This window comes from Nocardia sp. NPDC004415 (genome assembly GCF_053602435.1).
Genome location: NZ_JBSGDP010000022.1, coordinates 69832 through 88965, shown reverse-complemented (window position 1 = coordinate 88965; position 19134 = coordinate 69832). Strand labels below are relative to the sequence as shown.

Below are 19134 nucleotides of genomic sequence, written 5' to 3'. Positions count from 1 at the left end.
GGGAACGTCGCACCGACATCCACTACGGATTCCTGAATCTTGGTGCGGCACTGATCTGTTGGCGACGACTCAGCAACCGAACCCGATAGGGGCTCATAGCCGCATTGTCGCCATAACACAGAACCCGACATGATGCCATCTATAGATGGTCGACGTGGGCGGAGCGTCTGGGAAGCCTCATTGAGGTGTCCGAATCCGCCGTCGAGAAGCAGCTCGTGGCGATTCTGGGGCAGCGGCTGGCCGCGCTACGCGAGGCCAGGGGGCTCAGTCAGGAAGAGGTCGCGCACGCCGCGGGCATCAGCCGTCAGCACTACCAGCTACTCGAACGTGGCTGGGGCGTGCGCAGCACGCAGTCACCGGCGAACCCGCGCCTGTCGACGCTGATCGCCCTGAGCAAGGTCCTCGGCACCACGGTGCCCGACCTCGTCGACGAGATGTTCGGCCGCACCGCCAGCTGACATCGCGATCGAGCCGTCCCAGGCGACGGTGCACTCCGAACCCGACGCAGCAAGCCGCTACAAGTGCCGCAGGATTGAACCGACGCGCCCTCGGCGAGCTCCGGCCGACCGCAAGTCGCTACAACCCCACCCGTACGCCGCTGACGACCTGTTCGCAGGCCGGTTGCACGCCCTCCCAGCCGTTTTCGGCGTATTGGCAGCCGACGCTCACCTGGACGCCGCGGTCGACGATGACGTGCCAGCGGACGGTGGAGCCGTCGGCGGGGCGTTCTTCGTAGGAGAGGCCGGGGCGGCCCGCGAAGACCACGTCGCGGCGGACTTCGGTGACGGTGCCGGCGGGCTTCTTCTTGATCTGGGCGGCGAGGTCGGCGGCGATCTCGTCGTAGCCCGCGCCCGCGTTGACCGGTTTCTGGGCGATGGTGATGCGGCGGCGGGCGCCGTCGTCGGGGACCAGGTCGGCGCGCAGGGTGGGGTCGGCGGCGGCGGAGCGGTGCCAGCCGGCGGGGACGTCCACGACGACACGGCCGACATTGACGGTGGTGGGCACCGGGTTCGTCGTGGTGGTCGACGGCCGGACCAGGGTGGTGGTCGGTGCGGTGGTGGTGGTCGCGGTGGCGGCCGTGGCCTCCTTGTCGGCGGAGCCGCCGAACAGGAAGAAACCGCCGACCGCGGCCGCGGCGATGACGACGGCCAGGGCCGCGGCGCCGTAGTAGAGCGGGCGGTTGTCGACCGGGTTGGTGGCCGCGGCACGCTCGCGCAGCGGTTGCATCCACTCGGCGGCGGGCGGGATGGTCGGGGTGTAGGCGGGGCCCTGGGGGGCCGGGCGCGACAGGTCGGTGCCGGTGAGCGGGCTGACCGTGGTCTTCGCGCCGCACACGCTCTCGGCGGCGGCGGTGATCGCCGACAGCACCGCCGGGTCGGTGGTGCCGAACACCTGCACCACGTCGGCGGGGCGGTCGATCAGCAGCCGGGTGAGCAGGCCCTCGAGCCGGTGCCAGCCGTCCTCGGTGGCGAGTTCGGCCGCCGACAGGGTCGGTTCGGCTTCGACGGCCTCGATGACGGTGCCGTTGGTCTCGTAACCGACCGCGGTCGCGGTGGTGGAGAGCAGGCCGAACTCGATGATCGCGGTGCGGCGGCTGCGCCGGGTCGCGTCGTCGACGTCGGAGGCGCGCACGGCGCAGGACTCGAACGCCACTTCGTGCGCGAATTGCTGTGCGACGGAACCGAACAGATCGAGGGCGCGCTGGCCCCAGACCGTCGGATGGATGACCACCATGCGGTCGCAGGGCCCCGCGACGCCGAGGTTGTCCATGATCGCGCCGAGCACCGCGGACAGGGCCTGCGCGGCGCTCGGCATGCCGGGAGGCATGGCGATGCGGTCGGCGCCGAGGTACTGGATCGCCGAGACCACCTGGGTGGGTGGGGTCAGCGGTTCCCCGACGACGAGATCGGAACCGTTGCTGCCCAACACGACCGACGGCGGACCGTCCCAGTGCGTGGTGGTGCCCCGGGCCCAGACTTTGGCTTCGCTGACGACCAGCTCGACGGTGGTCATTCCGGCTGCGGCATCCAGGCGGTCTGGACCAGGCCCTCGCTGTTACGCGTGACGTAGGTGCCGCGGCCCGGCGGCTTGGGGCCGGGGCGGGTGGTACCGACCATCACGCCCTCGTCCTTGCTGCAGCTCATGACGAGCGCGGCCGAGCCGAGGTCCTTCATCCGCGCCAGCGTCGCCTCGTACATGGCACGGCTGGCGCCACCGGAGCGACGGGCGATGATCAGGTGGAAGCCGAGGTCACGCGCGTGCGGGAGGTGCTCGACCAGCGCGGCGACCGGGTTGCCCTGCGAGGTGGCGACCAGGTCGTAGTCGTCGACGATCACATACAGTTCCGGGCCACTCCACCACGACCGCTCGCGCAGCTGCTGCGGGGTCACCTCCGGGCCGGGGGTGCGCTTGGCGACGTAGGCGGCGAGGTCGTTCATGTTGGTGGTGAATTGCGGTGCGGTGGAACCGTATCCGGCCTGGTAGCCCTCGGGGATCAGGCCGAGCATGGTGCGGCGGTAGTCACCGACGATGAAGCGGGCCTCGTTGGGTGTGTTCGAGGCGGCGATACCGTCGATGATCGAGCGCAGCAGCGTGGTCTTACCGGACTCGGAGTCACCGATGATGATGAAGTGCGGGCTCTCCGCGAAATCGATGTAGATCGGGGCGAGCTCGGCCTCGTTGATACCGATCGGGATGCGCAGGCACTTGGTGGCCGGATCGACCCGCGAGGGCCAGTTGCCCGCCAGGTACAGCAGCTGCTCGCGCGGCAGCTGGTCGGGCAGCATGCGGACCTGCGGGGCCGGGCGGCCCGGGGTCATCCGGGCGATGGTCTCGACCGCGGCGGTGACCGCCTGGCCCAGGTTCGACTGCTCGGCCGAGCCGTCGATGCGGGGCAGACCGGTGAGCATGTGCAGGCACTCGGCGGTCATACCGCGACCGGGGCGGCCCTGCGGCACCAGCGAGGCGAACTTGCGGCCCAGGTCGGAGTCCATCGGGTCACCGAGACGCAGCTCGATGCGGGTGCCGATCTGGTCCTTGAGCGCGGGCCGGGCCTCGGCCCAGCGGTTCAGCGCGATCACCACGTGCACGCCGTAGGACAGACCCTGCACGGCGAGGTTCATGATGGTCTGCTCGAGCGCGTCGAAGTCCTGGCGGATCGAGCCGAAGCCGTCGATCACCAGGAAGACATCGCCGAACGGATCCTCGTGCGCGCCCGCCGCGGCCGGGCTGGACGCGGGATCGGTCGCGCGCAGCCGGCGGAACTCGGTCATCGATTCGATGCCGAGCTGACGGAAGCGGGCCTCACGGGTGCGGACGATGGTGGTCATCTCGGAGACGGTGCGGCGCACCAGGTCTTCGTCGAGGCGGCTGGCCACCGAACCCACGTGCGGCAGGCCCTGCAGGCTGGCCAGGGTGCCACCACCGAAGTCGAGGCAGTAGAACTGCACCTGCTCGGCAGTGTGGGTGAGCGACATCGCCATGATCATGGTGCGCAGCGCGGTGGACTTACCCGACTGCGGACCACCGACCACGGCGACGTTGCCGCGCGAACCCGACAGGTCGACGACGAACGGGTCGCGGCGCTGGTCGTAGGGCCGGTCGACGATGCCCATCGGGGCACGCAGGGTGGCCACCGGCAGCACCTCGCCGGTGAGGATCGAGCGCGGGACCAGCTGGTCGAGGGTGGGCGCCTCGTCCAGCGGCGGCAGCCAGATCTCGTGCGCGGGGCGGCCGTGGCCGGCGATCCGGGCGACGAGCATGTTCAGATTCGACATCTGCTCGCCCTCCTCGCTGATCGGCTCGGGCTCGAAGCTCGACTCCACCGGCACCGGCACCCGGTCGGAGGTGCGGAAACCGACGTGCGAGGCGTTGAACGGGCGGGCGTTGACGTCGATCTCACCGCCGACGATGCCCGCGCTGGTGACCTCGCGCGCAGAACCGCCACCGACATAGGCGCCGGAGACGTAGGACGCCTGGAACCGCTGGATCTCGCCGGAGTCGGACTTGAGGTAACCGCCACCGGGCGAGCTGGGCAGGTTGTAGGCGTCGGGGACACCGAGGACCTGGCGGGACTCGTTGGCGGAGAAGGTCTTCAGGCCGATGCGGTAGGACAGGTGGCTCTCCAGGCCCTTGAGCTTGCCCTCTTCCAGGCGCTGCGAGGCCAGCAGCAGGTGGACCTGCAGCGAGCGGCCGAGGCGGCCGATCATGACGAACAACTCGGCGAAATCGGGATGCTGGGTGAGCAGTTCGGAGAACTCGTCGAGCACCACGAACAGCGCGGGCAGCGGGTCGAGATCGGCGCCGGCGGCGCGGGCCTTCTCGTATTCGGAGACGTTGGCGAAGTTGCCCGCCTGACGCAGGACCTCCTGGCGGCGGTTCATCTCACCGGCCAGGGCGTCCTTCATACGGTCGACGAGGTCGGCCTCGTCCTCGAGGTTGGTGATGACCGCGGCCACGTGCGGGACGCCGTCGAGGCCGAGGAAGGTCGCGCCACCCTTGAAGTCGACCAGGACCAGGTTGAGCTGGTCGGGCGAGTGGGTGGCCAGCAGGCTGAGGACCAGGGTGCGCAGGAACTCGGATTTACCGGAACCGGTGGCGCCGATGCACAGGCCGTGCGGGCCCATGCCGTTCTCGGCGGCTTCCTTGATGTCGAGCTCGACCGGGGCACCGTCGGCGCCGAGACCGAACGGGACGCGCAGCCGCTCGCGGCCGTAGCGGGGACGCCAGGCGCTGGCCGGGTTGAAGTTGCCGATGTCGCCGAGGTTCATCAGCTGGGCCCAGCTGGAGATGGTCTCGGTTTCCTCGGTCTCGATATCGCTGCTGCGCTGGCTGGCCGCGCGGTACGGGGCGAGCCTGCGGGCGGCCTGCTGGGCCTGCTCGGCGCTGACCCGGTCGATGGTGGCGAAGCGTTCCTGGTTGCCGGTGGCGCCGCGGCCGAGGCACTCGCCGTCTTCGACGACCATCTTGATGCCGCGCGAAACCGCAAGGCGCGGTGCGTAATTGCACAGGTCGATGATGGTGACACCCTCGAAACCGGACTCGCGCAGCTGGTCGTCCTCGGCCTCGAGCAGGCCGCCGTCGACCACGATCACCACGTGCACGAGGTTGGGGTTGTTCGGCTGGTTGCGCGAGTAGCGCACGCGGTTGCCCAGCAGCGGGTGCAGGCTGCTCAGCGCCTCACGGATGGAGCCGTAGAACATGCGCTGGGTGCCGATGCCGTCGGTCACCTCGGGGTGCTGGGTGTGCGGGAGCCACTTGGTCCACTCCCACTCGCGCGCGGTGTCCGGGCCGCAGACCACGGCGACGAGCACCTGGTCGGGCGCCTGGAACATGCACAGCTGCAACAGCATCGCGCGCGTCATGTCGCGGGCCTGGGCGCGGTCGCCGTCGAGGGCGATGGTGCCGAAGCCCTTCACCGCGATGGCGGTGGGCAGGTCGGGGACGGTGGAATGCGCGCGCACGAAGCGGCGCAGGGAGACCGCCGCGATGGGCTCGAGCTCTTCGACCGGGCCGGTCTCGGGGGCGACCAGCCGGGTCGCCAGGCGCTGACCGCCCAGACCGATGCGGGCGTGGCAGAAGTCCTTGTCGCCGGAGCGGCGCTCCCACATGCGGCTGGTTCCGGCGAGCATCCAGATCAGGCCGGGCTCGGGGTGACTCCACTCGACGGCGGCGCGCTGCTGGGTGGCGGTCTCGTCGACGTCCTTGCGGACCTGGTCGAGGTAGCGCAGGTAGTCCTTGCGGTCCTCGTTGGCCTCGGCCGCCTTGGCACCCTTGCCGTTGCCCTGACCGAACATGGTGACCATCGACATGATCATCATCAGCGGGAACATCATCGACATGGGGTTGGACAGCATGCCGCTGCCCTGGGTGAACATCAGCGCCATCATGCCGACCATGCCGACCACCATGACCACGGGCATCAGCTTCATCAGCAGGTTGCCGGGGGTGATCCGGGGAATCTCCGGCGGCGGCTGCAGGGTGACCTCGCCACCGGGCGTGCGCGGCATCTCGCGCCGGGCACGGCGCTGGAACCGAACTGTGCTCATGGTCGAAGACTCCCCCTGCTTGACTACTCGCTGTCTGTCCGCACGACGGGCTCAGTGTAGAGGTAGCGGCCGACATGTCGTATGGTTCGTCAGGCATTCTGCTGTCCGAGCGGTGGGTTCCGCAAACTGTCGACCATCTCCAGTGGTCGAGCGGAAACACGAGGTAGAGACGGAGTTGGGGGAGTTTTGACGCACGCGCGACTCGATCATGTGGATGAAGACTCCGCGCGCGGTATCGTTCGCGCGCCGGACCTTGCCCGGGTGACCATTCTGGCCAAGCACACGCAGGTCGACATGGCTATTCCGGTCGATGTCCCGGTGGCGCTGGTGATTCCGAGCGTGGTCGACATGGTCGCTCAGCACAGCCGGTCGAATACGTTCGACAACGAGGGCGAGCGCTACGAGCCCGCCGAATGGGTGCTGGCCCGCATCGGTCATCCCCCGTTCTCGAACTCGCTGAGCCTGGGCGAGCAGGGCGTGCGCGACGGCGAACTGCTCATGCTCGAGAGCGCCTCGCACACCGCGCCGACCCCGCTGTTCGACGACATCATGTACAACGTCGCGATCGCCGACGCCGAGCACTACCGCAGCTGGACGCCGAAGACGGCCCGGATCACCGGTTCGGTGCTCGCCGCGATCACCATGCTGGTCGGCTGCTTCGGCCTGCTGGCCGCGCCGGACGCGCTGCCGTCCTGGATCACCGGCTCGGTGGCGCTGTTCGTCGCCATCCTGTGCGTGGTCGCCGGCACCGTGCTCAGCCGCATGTACGGCGACACCTCGGCGGCGCTGGTCCTCGGCGGCTGCGCGCTGCCGACCGCGTTCACCGGCGGCATGCTGCTGGTGCCCGATCACTACGGCTGGGCGCATCTGCTGCTGGGCGGCGCGCTGCTCGGCGCCACGGCGGTGCTGGCCTGGCGGGTGACCGGCGTGGGCCTGGCGCTGTTCATCGGTACGGCGACGATCTCGGTGTTCATCGTTCCCGCCGCGCTGGTCGGCCTGCTCACCGATCAGCCGGTCAAGGCCGTCGGCGCGGTCGTGGCCGCGCTGGGGCTGGCCGCGCTGTCGCTCGCGCCGCGGGTGTCGATGGCGCTGGCCAAACTGCCGCTGCCGCCGGTCCCCTCCCCCGGCACCCCGATCGATCCGACCGAGGACGATCCCGACGACCATCGCGCCCTGCCCACCCTCGACGCCCTGCGCGCGCGGTCGGAGCGGGCCCGCAACTACCTGGCCGGACTGGTCGGCGCGACCACGCTGGTCACCGTCGTCGGCGCGCTGCTGTCCACCGACGCCGGAGCCGACGATCCGTTCTGGCCCGGGATCGCGCTGGCGCTGGTGTGCTCGGTGGTGCTGATGTTCCGCAGCCGCACCTACGCGGGCGCCGAGCAGGCCATCGTGCTCATCGCGGGTGGCTCGGCGATCGTGCTGCTCATGCTTGTCGGTGTCTCGGTCGAGATGGAACAGCCGCTGCTGGTCTTCGGCGCGGCCGTCACGATCCTGATCGCCGCGCTGGTGATCGGCCTGATCGTGCCCAACCAGTCGGCCACCCCGCCGATGCGGCGCGCGGCCGAACTGCTGGAATACGCGTTCGTCGCCGCGGTACTGCCGCTGGTGTTCTGGGTCGCTGATCTCTACTCGCTGGTCCGCGGGCTGTGAGGCTGGGCCTTCGGCTGACGGCGGTCACGCTGGCCGTCGGCCTGAGTGCCGGGGTCGGGCTCGGCGGGACCGCGTCAGCCGACCGACCGCCCGCGATCGATATGGGCCTGCTGCCCGCCGGTGATCCGGCGGCGCCGCCGGACAAGACCGAGCAGGGCAGCGGCGTGAACGGCATGTGCTTCCGCACCCAGCCGACCACCGAAGTGGCCGTGCCGACCACCCAGCGCTCGCTGGATCTGGATCGCGCGTGGGAGTTCTCGCGTGGTGCGGGACAGCTCGTCGCGGTGATCGACACCGGCGTCGCGGCGCATCCGCGGCTGCCGGATCTGTGGCACGGCGGCGACTACGTGGCGGCGGGTGGTGACGGCACCGACGACTGCGACGTGCACGGCACCGTCGTCGCCGGGATCATCGGGGCGACCAAGATCGACGGCCAGGGTTTCGCCGGTGTCGCGCCGGAATCGCGCATCCTCAGCATTCGCCAGACCAGTGCGCTGTGGCAGGCGGAAGGCGCGGGACGCAACAAGTCACCCGATGACTTCCCCGACAGCTATGGCAAGGTGTCCACGCTGGCCGCGGCCATTCGGCGAGCCGCCGATTTCGGCGCCACGGTCATCAACATCTCCCTGGTCGCCTGCACCGACGGAACATCGGTGAAGGACGCGGCCTATGGCGCACTCGGCGCCGCGGTGCGGTATGCGGCGATCGAGAAGAATGTCGTCATCGTCAGCTCGGCAGGCAATTCCGACACCTGCAAGAACGGCAATCCGACCCCGGATCCGCTCAAGCCTGCACAGGACCTGTGGGAGTCCATCCGGACGTACGTGAGCCCCGCCTGGTTCGACGAGTACGTGCTCTCGGTCGGCTCGGTCGACAACAACGGCGCACCTTCTTCGTTCACCGTGCCCGGTCCGTGGGTCGGCATCGCCGCGCCTGGTGAAGGCGTCACATCACTGGACGCGCGCACGACCGGAATCTCCAACGGCAAGTACGACAACCAGGGCAAGTACCTCGCCTACAGCGGCACCAGCTTCGCCTCGCCCTACGTGGCGGGCGTAGCCGCGCTGGTGCGTGCCCGATTCCCCGAGCTGTCGGCCAAGCAGGTCATCGAACGCCTCGAGGCGACCGCCCACGCACCCGCCGAAGGCTGGAACCCCTATATCGGTTACGGCACAGTCGATCCCATCGCCGCCCTGACCAACGAGGTCCCGGCCGCACTGCCCCCCAAGCAGTCCTCACCGCCCCGCAGCGTGCAACTCGCGGTCCCCGCCCCCGAGCCCGCCCCGGACCATCTGGCCCGCAACGTGGCCCTGATCGGCACCGGCGCCATCGCCCTGATCCTCACGCTCGGCGTCCTGGCCTCGTTCCCCATTCGCCGCAGATTCGGGATGACCTCGGACGACCTGTAAGAGATCAGAACCGGAATCGGGCTGTGCTTCCTCTGGAGCACGGCCCGATTCCGTTGGCTAACCACCCTATTCCGGTTCGATGAGACCGGATCACACACCACTGTCGTGCGCCCGGGCAGACGACCGGACCTACGAATAAAGCCCGCAGCCGGTCGGGATGACCGGCTGCGGGCTGTCCCCCGACAGGATTCAGTTGACCTGGGCGACAGGCTTCTTCGCGGGGGACGGGTCGGGGGCGATGCCGTCGTGGGCGACCATGGCGTCTTCGCGGCCGAGGCTGGGGCCGCCGGCCAGGAGGCCGATGATCGGCCAGGGGGCGGGTTCGGCGGTGATCTTCTCCAGGCCGAGGGCCTTGACCGCGTCGGTGTTCTTGATGCCGAAGCGCACGCCGGTGTCGGCGATGTAGAACAGGCTGTCCTTGCGGCGGCTGTCGGGTTCGATGCCGGTGGCTTGGACGTAGGCGCCGGAGGCGGGCGGGATGTAGACCGAGTCGGCGTTGGGGCCCGCGCCGTCGGCCTGGGCGAGGTCGACCAGCTTGGCCTTGTCCGGGATGGGCACGTCGATGCCGGTGAGCAGCGAGAGTTCCGCGCGGGCGGTGCCGTCGGCGTTGTCGGTGGCGCCGGCGATGGGCTTCCAGGACATGCAGCTAACGGGCTGGTCCTTGTCGGAGACGAGCGTCGGACGATCCGTCGGGTAGTGGTCCACCTTCAGCGGGTTCTGCAGCTTCGGCGCGTAGGTGCGGTCCGTCGACTGGATCGTGGTGCCGTTCATGATCGTCGGGTAGAAGTTGCGGATGATCTGGGCGGTCAGCGCCGAGATCGGCTGCAGCCCGTCCTGGAGCACCACGTAGTTCTGGTTCGACTCGTTGAACACCTGGACCACATCACCGATCCGGTGACCACTCACGTTGTAGGTCGGCACGCCGCCGGGGTTGTCGATCGTCGGGGTGATGATCGGCAGCACTTCGGGAATGGCGTTGAGCAGGCCCTCGCTGATGGTGCGCGGGGTCGCCCCGCTGATGCCGAGCGCCTGGACGACGGGGGCGTCGTCCATCTTCACGCGCGCCCGCTTGCCGTCGTAGACCAGGTAGAGCGAGTCCTTGCCCTGGACCAGCAGTGCCTTACCGGCCTCCAGCTTGGCCGCCTTGGCCCCCAGATCCGGCGAACCCGCCAGCACCGAGGTGGTCAGGTTGGCGCTGCCGTCGGCCTTGAGCCGGTCGCACACCGTCCAGGTCCGGCCCTTGCCGTCCTTGTCGTAGAGGATCGACGAGGGCGCGCCGGGAATACCGATCAGCTGACCGCGCGGCTTCTTGCTCAGCTCGGATTCCTTGACCACCGCCGCCTTCGACGCCTCACCGGCGGCCAGGCGGGCCGAGGCGAGGTTCAGCGCGGGATGCACGACATTGTCGATGACCACGTAGACGCCACCGGATTCCTTGGCGATCAGGATCTTGTTGTCGCCGATCTTGTCCTGCGGCTTGAGCAGCGCGAGCACGCCACAGCCGGCCAGCACGACGATGCCGAGCACCAATCCGACCACGTAAGCACGGGTCTGGGCGCGCATCGGATCGTGCAGCATGCGCACGTCCCGGCGCACCAGGGCGTGCTCCATCCGCCGCACCAGGAAGCGGTACCCGCTGACCTGCCAGCGCGTTGTGGGTTTTGAAGGCATGGTTCCTCCCCCGAACAGTGCTCTCGTCCGGGCAACACAGTACAGTTCCCCGCAGCACTTGTTCGCATTCGGCCATCGGCCGATCGACAATCGGGTACCTGGGGGAGGAACGAATGGCCGAGTTCACCGGTACGGGACCGCGCCCGCTGTTCGGTCGGATCACATTGCCGCACCTGCTGACCGCGCAGGTCATCGGCCTGATCGTCGGGGTGGTCGCGCTGGTGTGCGGGCTGAATCCGTGGATCGCGCTCGGCATCGCCGTGGTGGTGGCGCTGATCCCGCTGATCCCGCTCGGCAAGCGGACCCTGCTCGACTGGATCGCCACCGTGCGCCGGTATCTGGGCAAGCGCGAGTACACCCTCGGCGACACCGTCGACTTCCGTGACACCGACGGCCGCTCGCTCGGCCTGTACTGGGACGGCAGCCGCGTGGTCACCGTGGTCGAGGTGCTGCCGCCGCGCGGCGGGCTGACCCGCATCGCCCGCACCACGGTCCACGCCTCGCACCTGCTGCCGCTGCCCGAGCTGGCCGCCTGCCTCAACCAGCACGACATCCTGCTCAGCGGCATCGACATCATCAGCCACGGCCACCGCAGCCGCTCGGGCACGCCCGCGGGCGCGATCTACGAATCGCTGCTCGGCCCGCTGCCCGCGACCGCGCATCGCACGGTGTGGCTGGCCATCAGCTTCGACGCGGTGCGCTGCCCGGACGCGGCCGAACGTCGTGGCGGCGGCACCGACGGCGCCTCGCGCGCGGTCACCATCGCCACCCAGCGCATCATGCGCACGCTCGAGGACGCCGACTGCAACGCCCGCATCCTCACCGCCCCCGAGATCCGTAAGGCCGTGCAGCAGATCACCACCGGCCTCGACCCGCGCACACTGAGCCAGCGCTGGAAGTACGCCGAGATCGGCAACGCGGTCAATATCGGCAGCGCGGTCGACCCCAAGCAGCTCGGTTCGGATCTGCTCGCCCAGCTGTGGGTGGCGCCCTCGCGCGGCACCACGGTCTCGGTGCGGCTGCGGCCGGGCAGCGATGCCGAGTCGGTGAGCGTGGGCGCGGCCTGGCGGCTGACCGCCCGTGAACTGCCGGAGAAGACCAAGAACAAGGGCATGGTGTCGATGAACGGGCGTCATCGCGACGCGTTGCTCGCGCACCTGCCGATCGCGGTGCCCGGCCTGGACGACACCATCCCGACCACCGAGTACCCGATCGACGTCATCGGTGCGCTGCACCTGCCCTCGGCCGGGTGCGGGCAGCTGCTGGGTTCCGACGACGAGGGCAACGGCGTCGCGGCCAGGATCATCGGTTCGGGCATCTCCACCGTCTATGTGGCGGGCGAGCTGTATCTGGCCCAGCAGCTGGTGTTCCGCGCGCTGGCCGTGGGTGAGCGGGTGCTGGTGCGCACCGACCGCGCGCAGGCGTGGGAGCACCTGGTGAACACCGTCGGCAACCCCGAGCGGCTGACCATCGCGGTCGAGACCCACCAGTCCGACGCGGGATTCACCGCGACCATCGTCGACGGCGTGCTCGCGCCCGCCCCGCACGCGGGTGTCACCACCATCTACCTCACCGGCGATCCCAACGGCTGGCCCGCCTCGCGGCCCGATCTGGAGATCTACCAGCCGGGCGCGGTCGGCAACCGGGTGGTGCTGCGCACCGGCACCACGCGGGTGAATCTGAGCCTGGTGTCCATCCCGCGCGAGGCGACCTACATCGGTCAGCCGCGCGGGCAGCGCCAGATGGCCAACGCCTAGCCCGGATACGGATCGGCGGTTCGCGCCGCGCGCAGAGTCCGCCCCCACCAGGCCAATTGGCCGAGCATCCGGGCCGAGGCGTCGATCGCGGCGCGGTCGTCGGTGCCGCCCGCGGCGTCGAAGCGGCGCTTGGCCTGGGCGAAGCTCACCGACTCGCGCACCGGGACCATGTGCAGTTCGGTGACCACCTGCCGCAGCTGTTCGACCGCGCGCAGGCCGCCGGAGAGCCCGCCGTAGGACACGAATCCGATCGGCTTGGCCCGCCATTCGTGTTTGACGCTGTCCAGCGCGGTCTTCAGCGACGCCGGATAGCCGTGGTTGTACTCCGAGGTCACCGCCACGAAGGCATCGGCGGCCCCGATGCGGTCCCGGAACTGCCGCACCGCCTCCGTTTCGGTGAGATCGACGGGCAACGCGAGCTCGCGCAGGTCCAGCACGCCGACCTCGAATTCGGATCGCCGCGCGGCCTCGGCGAGGAACCAGTCCGCCACCACCGGCGCGAACCGCTCGGGCCGGACGCTGGCGACGATGACCTCCAACCGCAACGGTGTCTGCATGCGGTGAGCCTATCCGCGCGCGTCGCGCTTGACCTTCACGCATACGTGAAGCTTTAGCGTCGGGCCATGATCGAGACCATTGCCCGCACCACCGGTGCGATCCAGCTGATCTCCCGCCCCGCGGGCTTCCCCGAGCCCGCCGATTTCGCGCTCGTCGAACTGCCCGTCACCGAACCCGCGCCCGGCCAGGTGCTGATCCGCAACCTGTTCACCGCACTCGATCCCGGCCTGCTCATGCGCATCGGCGCCTATCCGGGAATCCCGATGCCGCCCTTCGGGATCGGCGAACCGCTCAGCGGCGACGCGATCGGCGAGGTGGTGCTGTCCGGGGACGAGGCGCTGCCACCGGGGACGCTGGTGACGCACCGGCTGGGCTGGCGCGACCACGCCGTCGCCGACATCGCGACGGTGCGCGCCGTCGACGCCGATGCCTACGACTCGCCCTCGACCCATCTCGGCCCGGGCCTGGTGGCCTATGCCGGGCTGACCGCGGTGGCCGGAATGCGTGCCGGCGACACGGTGTTCGTCTCCAGTGCGGCCGGGGCGACCGGCGGGCTGGCCGGTCAGCTCGCCCGGCTGCTCGGCGCGGGCCGGGTCATCGGGAGCGCGGGATCGGCGGCGAAGGTGGCCTACGCCGTCGGTGAGCTGGGCTTCGACGCCGCCTTCGACTACCACGACGGACCCGTCGCCGACCGGCTGCGCGCGCTCGCTCCCGACGGGATCGACGTCTACTTCGATACCGTCGGCGGCGAGCAGTTGCGCGCCGCCATCGAGGTCATGAATCCCGGTGGCCGCGTCGCCCTGTGCGGCGCGCTGGCCCGTCAGCGCGCGGGCGGCATCCCCGATGCCGGGCCGGGAGATCTGCTGCCGGTGATCGGCAAGCGCCTGACCCTGCGCGGCTTCACCGCCTTCGATCATCTGCACCTGGCGCCCGAATACGGCCGCCGCCTGCGGGAATGGCTCGCCGATGACGCCATCGTGCGAACCGAGACGATCGTCGACGGCCTGGCGAACGCCCCGCGCGCGCTGCTGGATCTGGTGCGCGGGGAATATCGCGGGAAGGTTGTCGTGCGCCACACGCGTTGACCTGACCACACAGCGGCGAAGGGATGATCCATGCTCATCGGGGAACTCGCAGCGCGCACCGGGGTGACGCGGCGGGCACTGCGCTTCTACGAGGAACTCGGCCTGCTCACCAGCGACCGCACGCCCGCGGGCTATCGCACCTACGGCGAGGACACGGTGGCGCGGGTGCGCAATATCCGCGAACTGCTCGAGATCGGCTTCACCGTCGAGGACGTGCGCGCCTTCCAGCCGTACCTGGATCGTGAGCTGCCGCAGCGGTTTCCGTTCGAGCCGCGCTGCACCGACGGCTACGCGGCCATCGGGCGGCCACGGGTGGCCGAGCTCGAGCGGCGCATCGCCCGGCTCACCGAGCTGCGGGACCGGATGGTGGAACGGATGCCGTGGCTGGCCCAGGACGATCCGGCCCGCTGACCTGCCCCACACCGCGCGCGCTCGATCGGGCACGATGGTCCGGGTCGTGTTCGTAGGCGGGGTGGTGACGCGAAGGGGGCAGTGGTGATCATCGGGCGATGGCAACTGGTGGAGACACTCGGCCCGCCGGACAGCTGGTCGATGCTGACGGCGGGGACGACGCCGCGGGAGTGGGCGTCGTATCAGCGCGCCGTCCCGCCCCGGCTGCGACCACTGGTGGCGACCGCGCACGCCTCCGGCGAGCGGGTCGATCAGGTGCTGCCGAAATCGCGGAATGCCTGGTCGGAGGCGGTCTTCCGGGCCGATCCGGTGCGGTGGTCCGATGGCGGGGTGCACGCGGTGCTGGTGTGGGTGGGCGCGCGGGCACCGGAGGAGCGGCTCGGCGTCGCGCCGTTCCGGGTCGACGCGCACGCCCGCGTCGTGCGCACCATGCCCGCGGGCCTCGGCCCGCACTTCGGGGCCACGCCGGTCGAATACACCGGGGCAGAACAGTTCCAGCGCATCGAGCGCTTCGACGGCGCGCTCGATGTCGTCGCGGCGCTGACCCGCTCGGAGCCGGGCAGCCGGTGGTCGGCGATCGCGACGGTGCACTCCGGCACCGGGCCGCGTTCGCTGCTGCTGGCGGCGCGCAACAGTGCCGCCGACCGGTTCGACTGGCGTGGCCTGGCCGTCGACGTCACCGACAGCGTTGTCCCGCAACCCAAGTCGTTCGAGGCGGCGACCCTGGAACTGCTGCGCGACACCCAGCCGGGGCTGTATCTGGTCATCCTCGACACCGCGCAGGTGCGCATGGTGCGCTGGGTGACCGAGCCGGTGCCCGGGCTGCGCTGGCGCGGCGCCGACGAGCGGACCGTGCCGCATCCCGAGGATCGGGCCAGGATCGCCGCCGCCCGCGCGCAGATCATGGCGGGCGCCGGCCGGGCCGCGCTGCCCGCGCTGCGGCTGGCCGCCGAGAACGGCGGCTGGCTGACCGCCGACGTGGAGGTCTCGCCGCTGCCCGGCAGCGACGTGGTGCCCGCCTTCGTGCTGGCTCAGCTGCAGGTCACCACGCCGCCCGCGTGAGTCAGGGCAGTTCGAAGGGCAGCGAGACCCCGGCGTGCACGCGGCAGCGCTCGCAGGTGTCGGTGCCGTCGACGGCCGACACGGCCCGGCGCATCAGTTCCTTGAACGGGCCCAGGTTCTTCTTGAACTCGGCGAACACGTCCACCGCGTGCACGCCGTCGCCCTCCTCGAGGCCCGCGTCGAGGTCGGTGATCAGCGCGACCGCGCTGTAGCACATCTCCAGTTCGCGGGCGAGGACCGCTTCGGGATGCCCGGTCATGTTCACCAGGTCCCAGCCCTGCCCGGCGAACCAGCGGCTCTCGGCGCGGGTGGAGAAGCGCGGGCCCTGCACCACGACCATGGTGCCGCCGTCCTCGACGCGCAGGTCGTCACCGGCCGCCTTCACGGCGGCGGCACGCAGCTCGTCGCAGTACGGGTCGGCGAAGGAGACGTGCACGCCGCCGCCGTCGAAGTAGGTCTGCGGGCGGCCCGAGGTCCGGTCGACGAGCTGATCCGGCACCGCGACGGTGCCCGGCCCCCAGTCGGCGCGCAGGCTGCCGACCGCACACGGCGCGAACACCCGGCGCACGCCCAGCGAGCGCAGGGCCCACAGGTTGGCCTGGTAGGGCAGGGTGTGCGGGGCGAACTCGTGCTGCTTGCCGTGGCGCGGCAGGAAGGCCACCGGCCGTCCGTCGACCTCGCCGATCGCGACGGGCGCGCTCGGGGCGCCGTACGGGGTGTCGACCTCGACGTGGGTGACGTCGTTGTCGAAGAAGTCATAGAAACCGCTGCCGCCGATGACGGCGAGGGCGGGCCGGGGAAGCGAACTCATGCCCTGATTCTCCCGCCCGGCCCGGCCGGGCGCAGCACCGGGACCTGACCTGACAACCCCCGCCCGATTCTGTACCCTAGGGGGGTATCAGCTCGCCCCGCGAGCACCCAGGCAGGCGAGGAGACCCCGGTGACCGCACCCACCCCCGAGACCGACCCGAGCTGCGAGCACGCGGCCCACGGCTACATCACCGCCAAGGACGACTACCTCAAGCGCCTGCGCCGCATCGAGGGCCAGGCCCGCGGCCTGCAGCGGATGGTCGAGGAGGAGAAGTACTGCATCGACATCCTCACCCAGGTCTCGGCCATGACCAAGGCACTCCAGGCCGTCGCGATGGGCCTGCTCGAAGACCACATCAGTCACTGCGTGGTCGATGCCGCCGTCGCGGGCGGACCCGAGGCCGAGGCCAAGATCAAGGAAGCCACCGACGCGATCGCCCGCCTGGTGCGCTCCTGAGCGAGGCGATCAGGTGTGCGCCGGTTCCCGGCGGGTGATCCGGCCGCTGGGTGTGCGACAGGAAGCCGGGCGGTCGGAGTAGGGCGCCGGGCGCAGGGGACGGTTGATGTCCAGATCGGCGAAGATCACCCCCTCCTCGCCCTCGCCCAGCGGCGGGGCGAGTTCCAGCCCGCCGGGGCCGAAGATCCGCGAGACGCCCCCGCCGCCGTGCAGCAGCCTGCGATCTGGCCTGCGCGCGTCGACCACCTCCCAGCCCGCCACCGGCACCACCGCGACCGGGGCGATCACATGGGTCGCGCCGTCCATGGCGTAGCGCACGCTGGCGGCGGTGTTGAGTTCGGGGCCCCACTCCTTGCCCTCGCCGTAGTACACCGTGAAACCCGACCACGCCGCGATGTGGATCTGCTCGCGTTGCTCGTGCATGCGGCCGCGCAGCTCGGAACGCAGGTGGTCGGCGCCGCCGAGCACACCGACGCGGCCGTATTCGGTGTCGCGGATCAGCAGGCCGCCGTCGGACGGGCTGAACACGGTGCGTTCCAGGCCGGTCGGTTCGGCTTTACGGACCACCGCGATGTCGCCGTCGCCGTCGATCAGCGCCTGCGCCATGAATACCTCACGCCCGGCGCGTTCGGCGAAACCGATCGAGACATGAATGCCTTTCCGGCGCGCGGCGTATCCGATCGCGCGAAGTTCCGGGCCATCGGCGGTGAGCGCGTTGGACAGATACCGGGACAGGAACTCCTCACCCCAATCGACCGAGTTCAGCCACATCCACCACGGAAATCCGGGCAGGAATGTCTCCGGAAAGGCCACCAATCGCGCACCCCCGTCGGCGGCCGCATCGATGTACTCGATGGCCTGCTCGACCCCGGCAGACAAGTTCAACCACTTCGGCTCGGCTTGCACCGCAGCCACGCGTACTCGGCTCATCCGTGACCCCTGTCGCTCATCCCTGAAAAGTGTTCGATTCACTCTCTCTCAGATAGGCGCGCACCAAACTGTCATACCGTGCCAGGCGACTGACCGTCCGTGCCAACCCGGCGAAATGCGACTGTCGCGAATTCAGCACGTCAACAGTATTCGCCCTGATCGTATTCCGGGCAATCCCCGATAATTCGCCGCGTGTGCTCAGGCGGTCACGCCGCGCAGCCGGCCGCCCCCGGGGGCCGCGGCCGCGAGCATCCGGTACTCCCCCGGGGTCATCCCCATCTCCAGCCGGAACGCCCGGAAGAAGTGCCGTTCGGAGGCGAATCCCGCCGACAGCGCGACCGAGGCGGCCGGGCGGGCGGGATCGCGGGTGAGCAGCGCGCGGGCACCGTCGACTCGCATGCGCCGCAGCACGGCGCTGAGGCTCTCGCCCACGTCGTCGAAGAGGCGGTAGAGGGTGCGGCGCGAGACCAGGCAGGACCGGGCGATCTCGTCGACGGTCAACGCCGGGTCGGCGCAGCGGCTGCGCATGAACGACAGCACCTGCTCGCGGGTGAGCGCCTGCGCGGGCTGGCCGGTCGGCAGGTCACCCACCGCCAGGCGCACGGCCGAGGACAGCAGGCTCACCGCGTTGCCCGCCAGCACCTCGGCCTGACCGGGCGCTTCGCCCTGGATCCGGGCGAGATCGCGGAAGAACCCGGCGACCACACCGCCCGCGCTGTCGGCGGCCACCCGCACCGCGGTGGGCAGATGCGCGCGATCGGTGCCGAACTGCTCCTCGACCACGGTCATCGGCAACCGGATGACCACCTGCGCCCAGTCCGCGGCCGTGAGGTCCCAGTGGTAGGGCCGGGAGGTGTCGTAGAAGACCATGTCACCGGGGGTGACCTCGGCGACGCGACCGTCCTGGTGCAGCGAACCGACCCCCTCGGTCAGGATCGAGACCAGCAGGAACTCGTCGTCGGAGCGCCCGATACAGCGCGGGGTGCGGCGGACGAACTGGCCGCTCGACCCCAGCGTGGACAGGTCGAAATCCGGCATGCTCGCGCGGTCGATCCAGCCGTGGAAGCCCCCCTGGCGGTCGGCGTCCACGGCCAGCGGCACATAACTCGCCGAGAGCATCGACTCCCACTGCGCGAACGATTCGTTCGCGACGCGAGGCCCCGACGACACCACGCCAACCACCTCGCTCCCCAATCCGAATCGATCAGCAAACAATGGGCGTCACCCGGAAACCGGGACGCTCCTGGCCGCTGAGCCTGCCAGATGATCCGGTCCCTTTCCACC

At 70.1% G+C, this 19134-nt stretch carries 15 protein-coding genes; 8 read left to right on the top strand and 7 right to left on the bottom strand.

Annotated features, from left to right (window positions below; translation table 11 throughout):
- Positions 1-185 precede the first annotated feature (185 nt).
- Positions 186-458, top strand: a complete 273-nt coding sequence (locus tag ACWEMY_RS13590) for a helix-turn-helix transcriptional regulator (protein ID WP_375934402.1) — start codon at positions 186-188, stop codon at positions 456-458.
- A gap of 118 nt (positions 459-576) precedes the next feature.
- Here ACWEMY_RS13590 and ACWEMY_RS13585 read toward each other — a convergent pair whose 3' ends face one another.
- A complete protein-coding gene (locus ACWEMY_RS13585; RefSeq protein WP_452390260.1) occupies positions 577-2013 on the bottom strand; it encodes a type VII secretion-associated protein in 1437 nt (478 codons plus the stop codon).
- Positions 2010-6047: a type VII secretion protein EccCa gene (gene eccCa, locus ACWEMY_RS13580; RefSeq protein WP_375934393.1), complete on the bottom strand. Its 4038-nt coding sequence runs from the start codon at positions 6045-6047 to the stop codon at positions 2010-2012. Before eccCa ends, ACWEMY_RS13585 begins: the two co-directional genes overlap by 4 nt.
- 186 nt (positions 6048-6233) lie before the next feature.
- Between eccCa and eccD the strand changes: the two genes are divergently transcribed.
- Positions 6234-7700: a type VII secretion integral membrane protein EccD gene (gene eccD, locus ACWEMY_RS13575; protein WP_375934390.1), complete on the top strand. Its 1467-nt coding sequence runs from the start codon at positions 6234-6236 to the stop codon at positions 7698-7700.
- The gene (mycP, locus tag ACWEMY_RS13570) at positions 7697-9109 is read left to right on the top strand and encodes a type VII secretion-associated serine protease mycosin (protein WP_452390259.1); all 1413 of its coding nucleotides are present in this window, start codon (positions 7697-7699) and stop codon (positions 9107-9109) included. The genes eccD and mycP overlap by 4 nt, the downstream gene beginning before the upstream one ends.
- A 189-nt stretch (positions 9110-9298) precedes the next feature.
- Here the strand turns inward: mycP and eccB are convergent, their stop codons facing one another.
- Positions 9299-10780 (bottom strand): type VII secretion protein EccB, encoded by a 1482-nt coding sequence (gene eccB, locus ACWEMY_RS13565; protein WP_452390258.1) that lies wholly within the window; start codon positions 10778-10780, stop codon positions 9299-9301.
- A gap of 113 nt (positions 10781-10893) precedes the next feature.
- Here eccB and eccE point away from each other — a divergent pair, with 113 nt between their 5' ends.
- Complete coding sequence (eccE, locus tag ACWEMY_RS13560; RefSeq protein ID WP_452390257.1) at positions 10894-12537, top strand: type VII secretion protein EccE; 1644 nt, start codon at positions 10894-10896, stop codon at positions 12535-12537.
- On the opposite strand, the gene ACWEMY_RS13555 is transcribed toward eccE, so the two are convergent.
- Positions 12534-13094 (bottom strand): NADPH-dependent FMN reductase, encoded by a 561-nt coding sequence (locus ACWEMY_RS13555; RefSeq protein WP_452390256.1) that lies wholly within the window; start codon positions 13092-13094, stop codon positions 12534-12536. The two genes, eccE and ACWEMY_RS13555, sit on opposite strands and share 4 nt — an antisense overlap.
- A 66-nt stretch (positions 13095-13160) precedes the next feature.
- On the opposite strand from ACWEMY_RS13555, the gene ACWEMY_RS13550 reads away from it, so the two are divergent.
- From ACWEMY_RS13550 to ACWEMY_RS13540, 3 genes are all read left to right on the top strand, one after another.
- Positions 13161-14180, top strand: a complete 1020-nt coding sequence (locus ACWEMY_RS13550) for an NADP-dependent oxidoreductase (RefSeq protein WP_452390255.1) — start codon at positions 13161-13163, stop codon at positions 14178-14180.
- A 30-nt stretch (positions 14181-14210) separates the two neighbouring features.
- Positions 14211-14591, top strand: coding sequence for a MerR family transcriptional regulator (locus ACWEMY_RS13545; protein ID WP_452390254.1), 381 nt, complete (start codon positions 14211-14213; stop codon positions 14589-14591).
- Between the two features lie 84 nt (positions 14592-14675).
- Positions 14676-15653, top strand: a complete 978-nt coding sequence (locus ACWEMY_RS13540; RefSeq protein WP_452390253.1) for a GAF domain-containing protein — start codon at positions 14676-14678, stop codon at positions 15651-15653.
- 1 nt (position 15654) lies between these two features.
- Here the strand turns inward: ACWEMY_RS13540 and ACWEMY_RS13535 are convergent, their stop codons facing one another.
- Complete coding sequence (locus tag ACWEMY_RS13535; protein ID WP_375934365.1) at positions 15655-16464, bottom strand: S-methyl-5'-thioadenosine phosphorylase; 810 nt, start codon at positions 16462-16464, stop codon at positions 15655-15657.
- A 129-nt stretch (positions 16465-16593) separates the two neighbouring features.
- On the opposite strand from ACWEMY_RS13535, the gene ACWEMY_RS13530 reads away from it, so the two are divergent.
- Positions 16594-16920: a metal-sensitive transcriptional regulator gene (locus tag ACWEMY_RS13530; RefSeq protein ID WP_375934362.1), complete on the top strand. Its 327-nt coding sequence runs from the start codon at positions 16594-16596 to the stop codon at positions 16918-16920.
- A gap of 9 nt (positions 16921-16929) precedes the next feature.
- Here ACWEMY_RS13530 and ACWEMY_RS13525 read toward each other — a convergent pair whose 3' ends face one another.
- Positions 16930-17835 carry a nitrilase-related carbon-nitrogen hydrolase gene (locus ACWEMY_RS13525; protein ID WP_452390252.1) on the bottom strand — a complete coding sequence of 302 codons (906 nt, stop codon included), beginning with the start codon at positions 17833-17835 and terminating at the stop codon, positions 16930-16932.
- 213 nt (positions 17836-18048) lie between these two features.
- Complete coding sequence (locus tag ACWEMY_RS13520; RefSeq protein WP_452390251.1) at positions 18049-19023, bottom strand: AraC-like ligand-binding domain-containing protein; 975 nt, start codon at positions 19021-19023, stop codon at positions 18049-18051.
- Between the last annotated feature and the right edge of the window lie 111 nt (positions 19024-19134).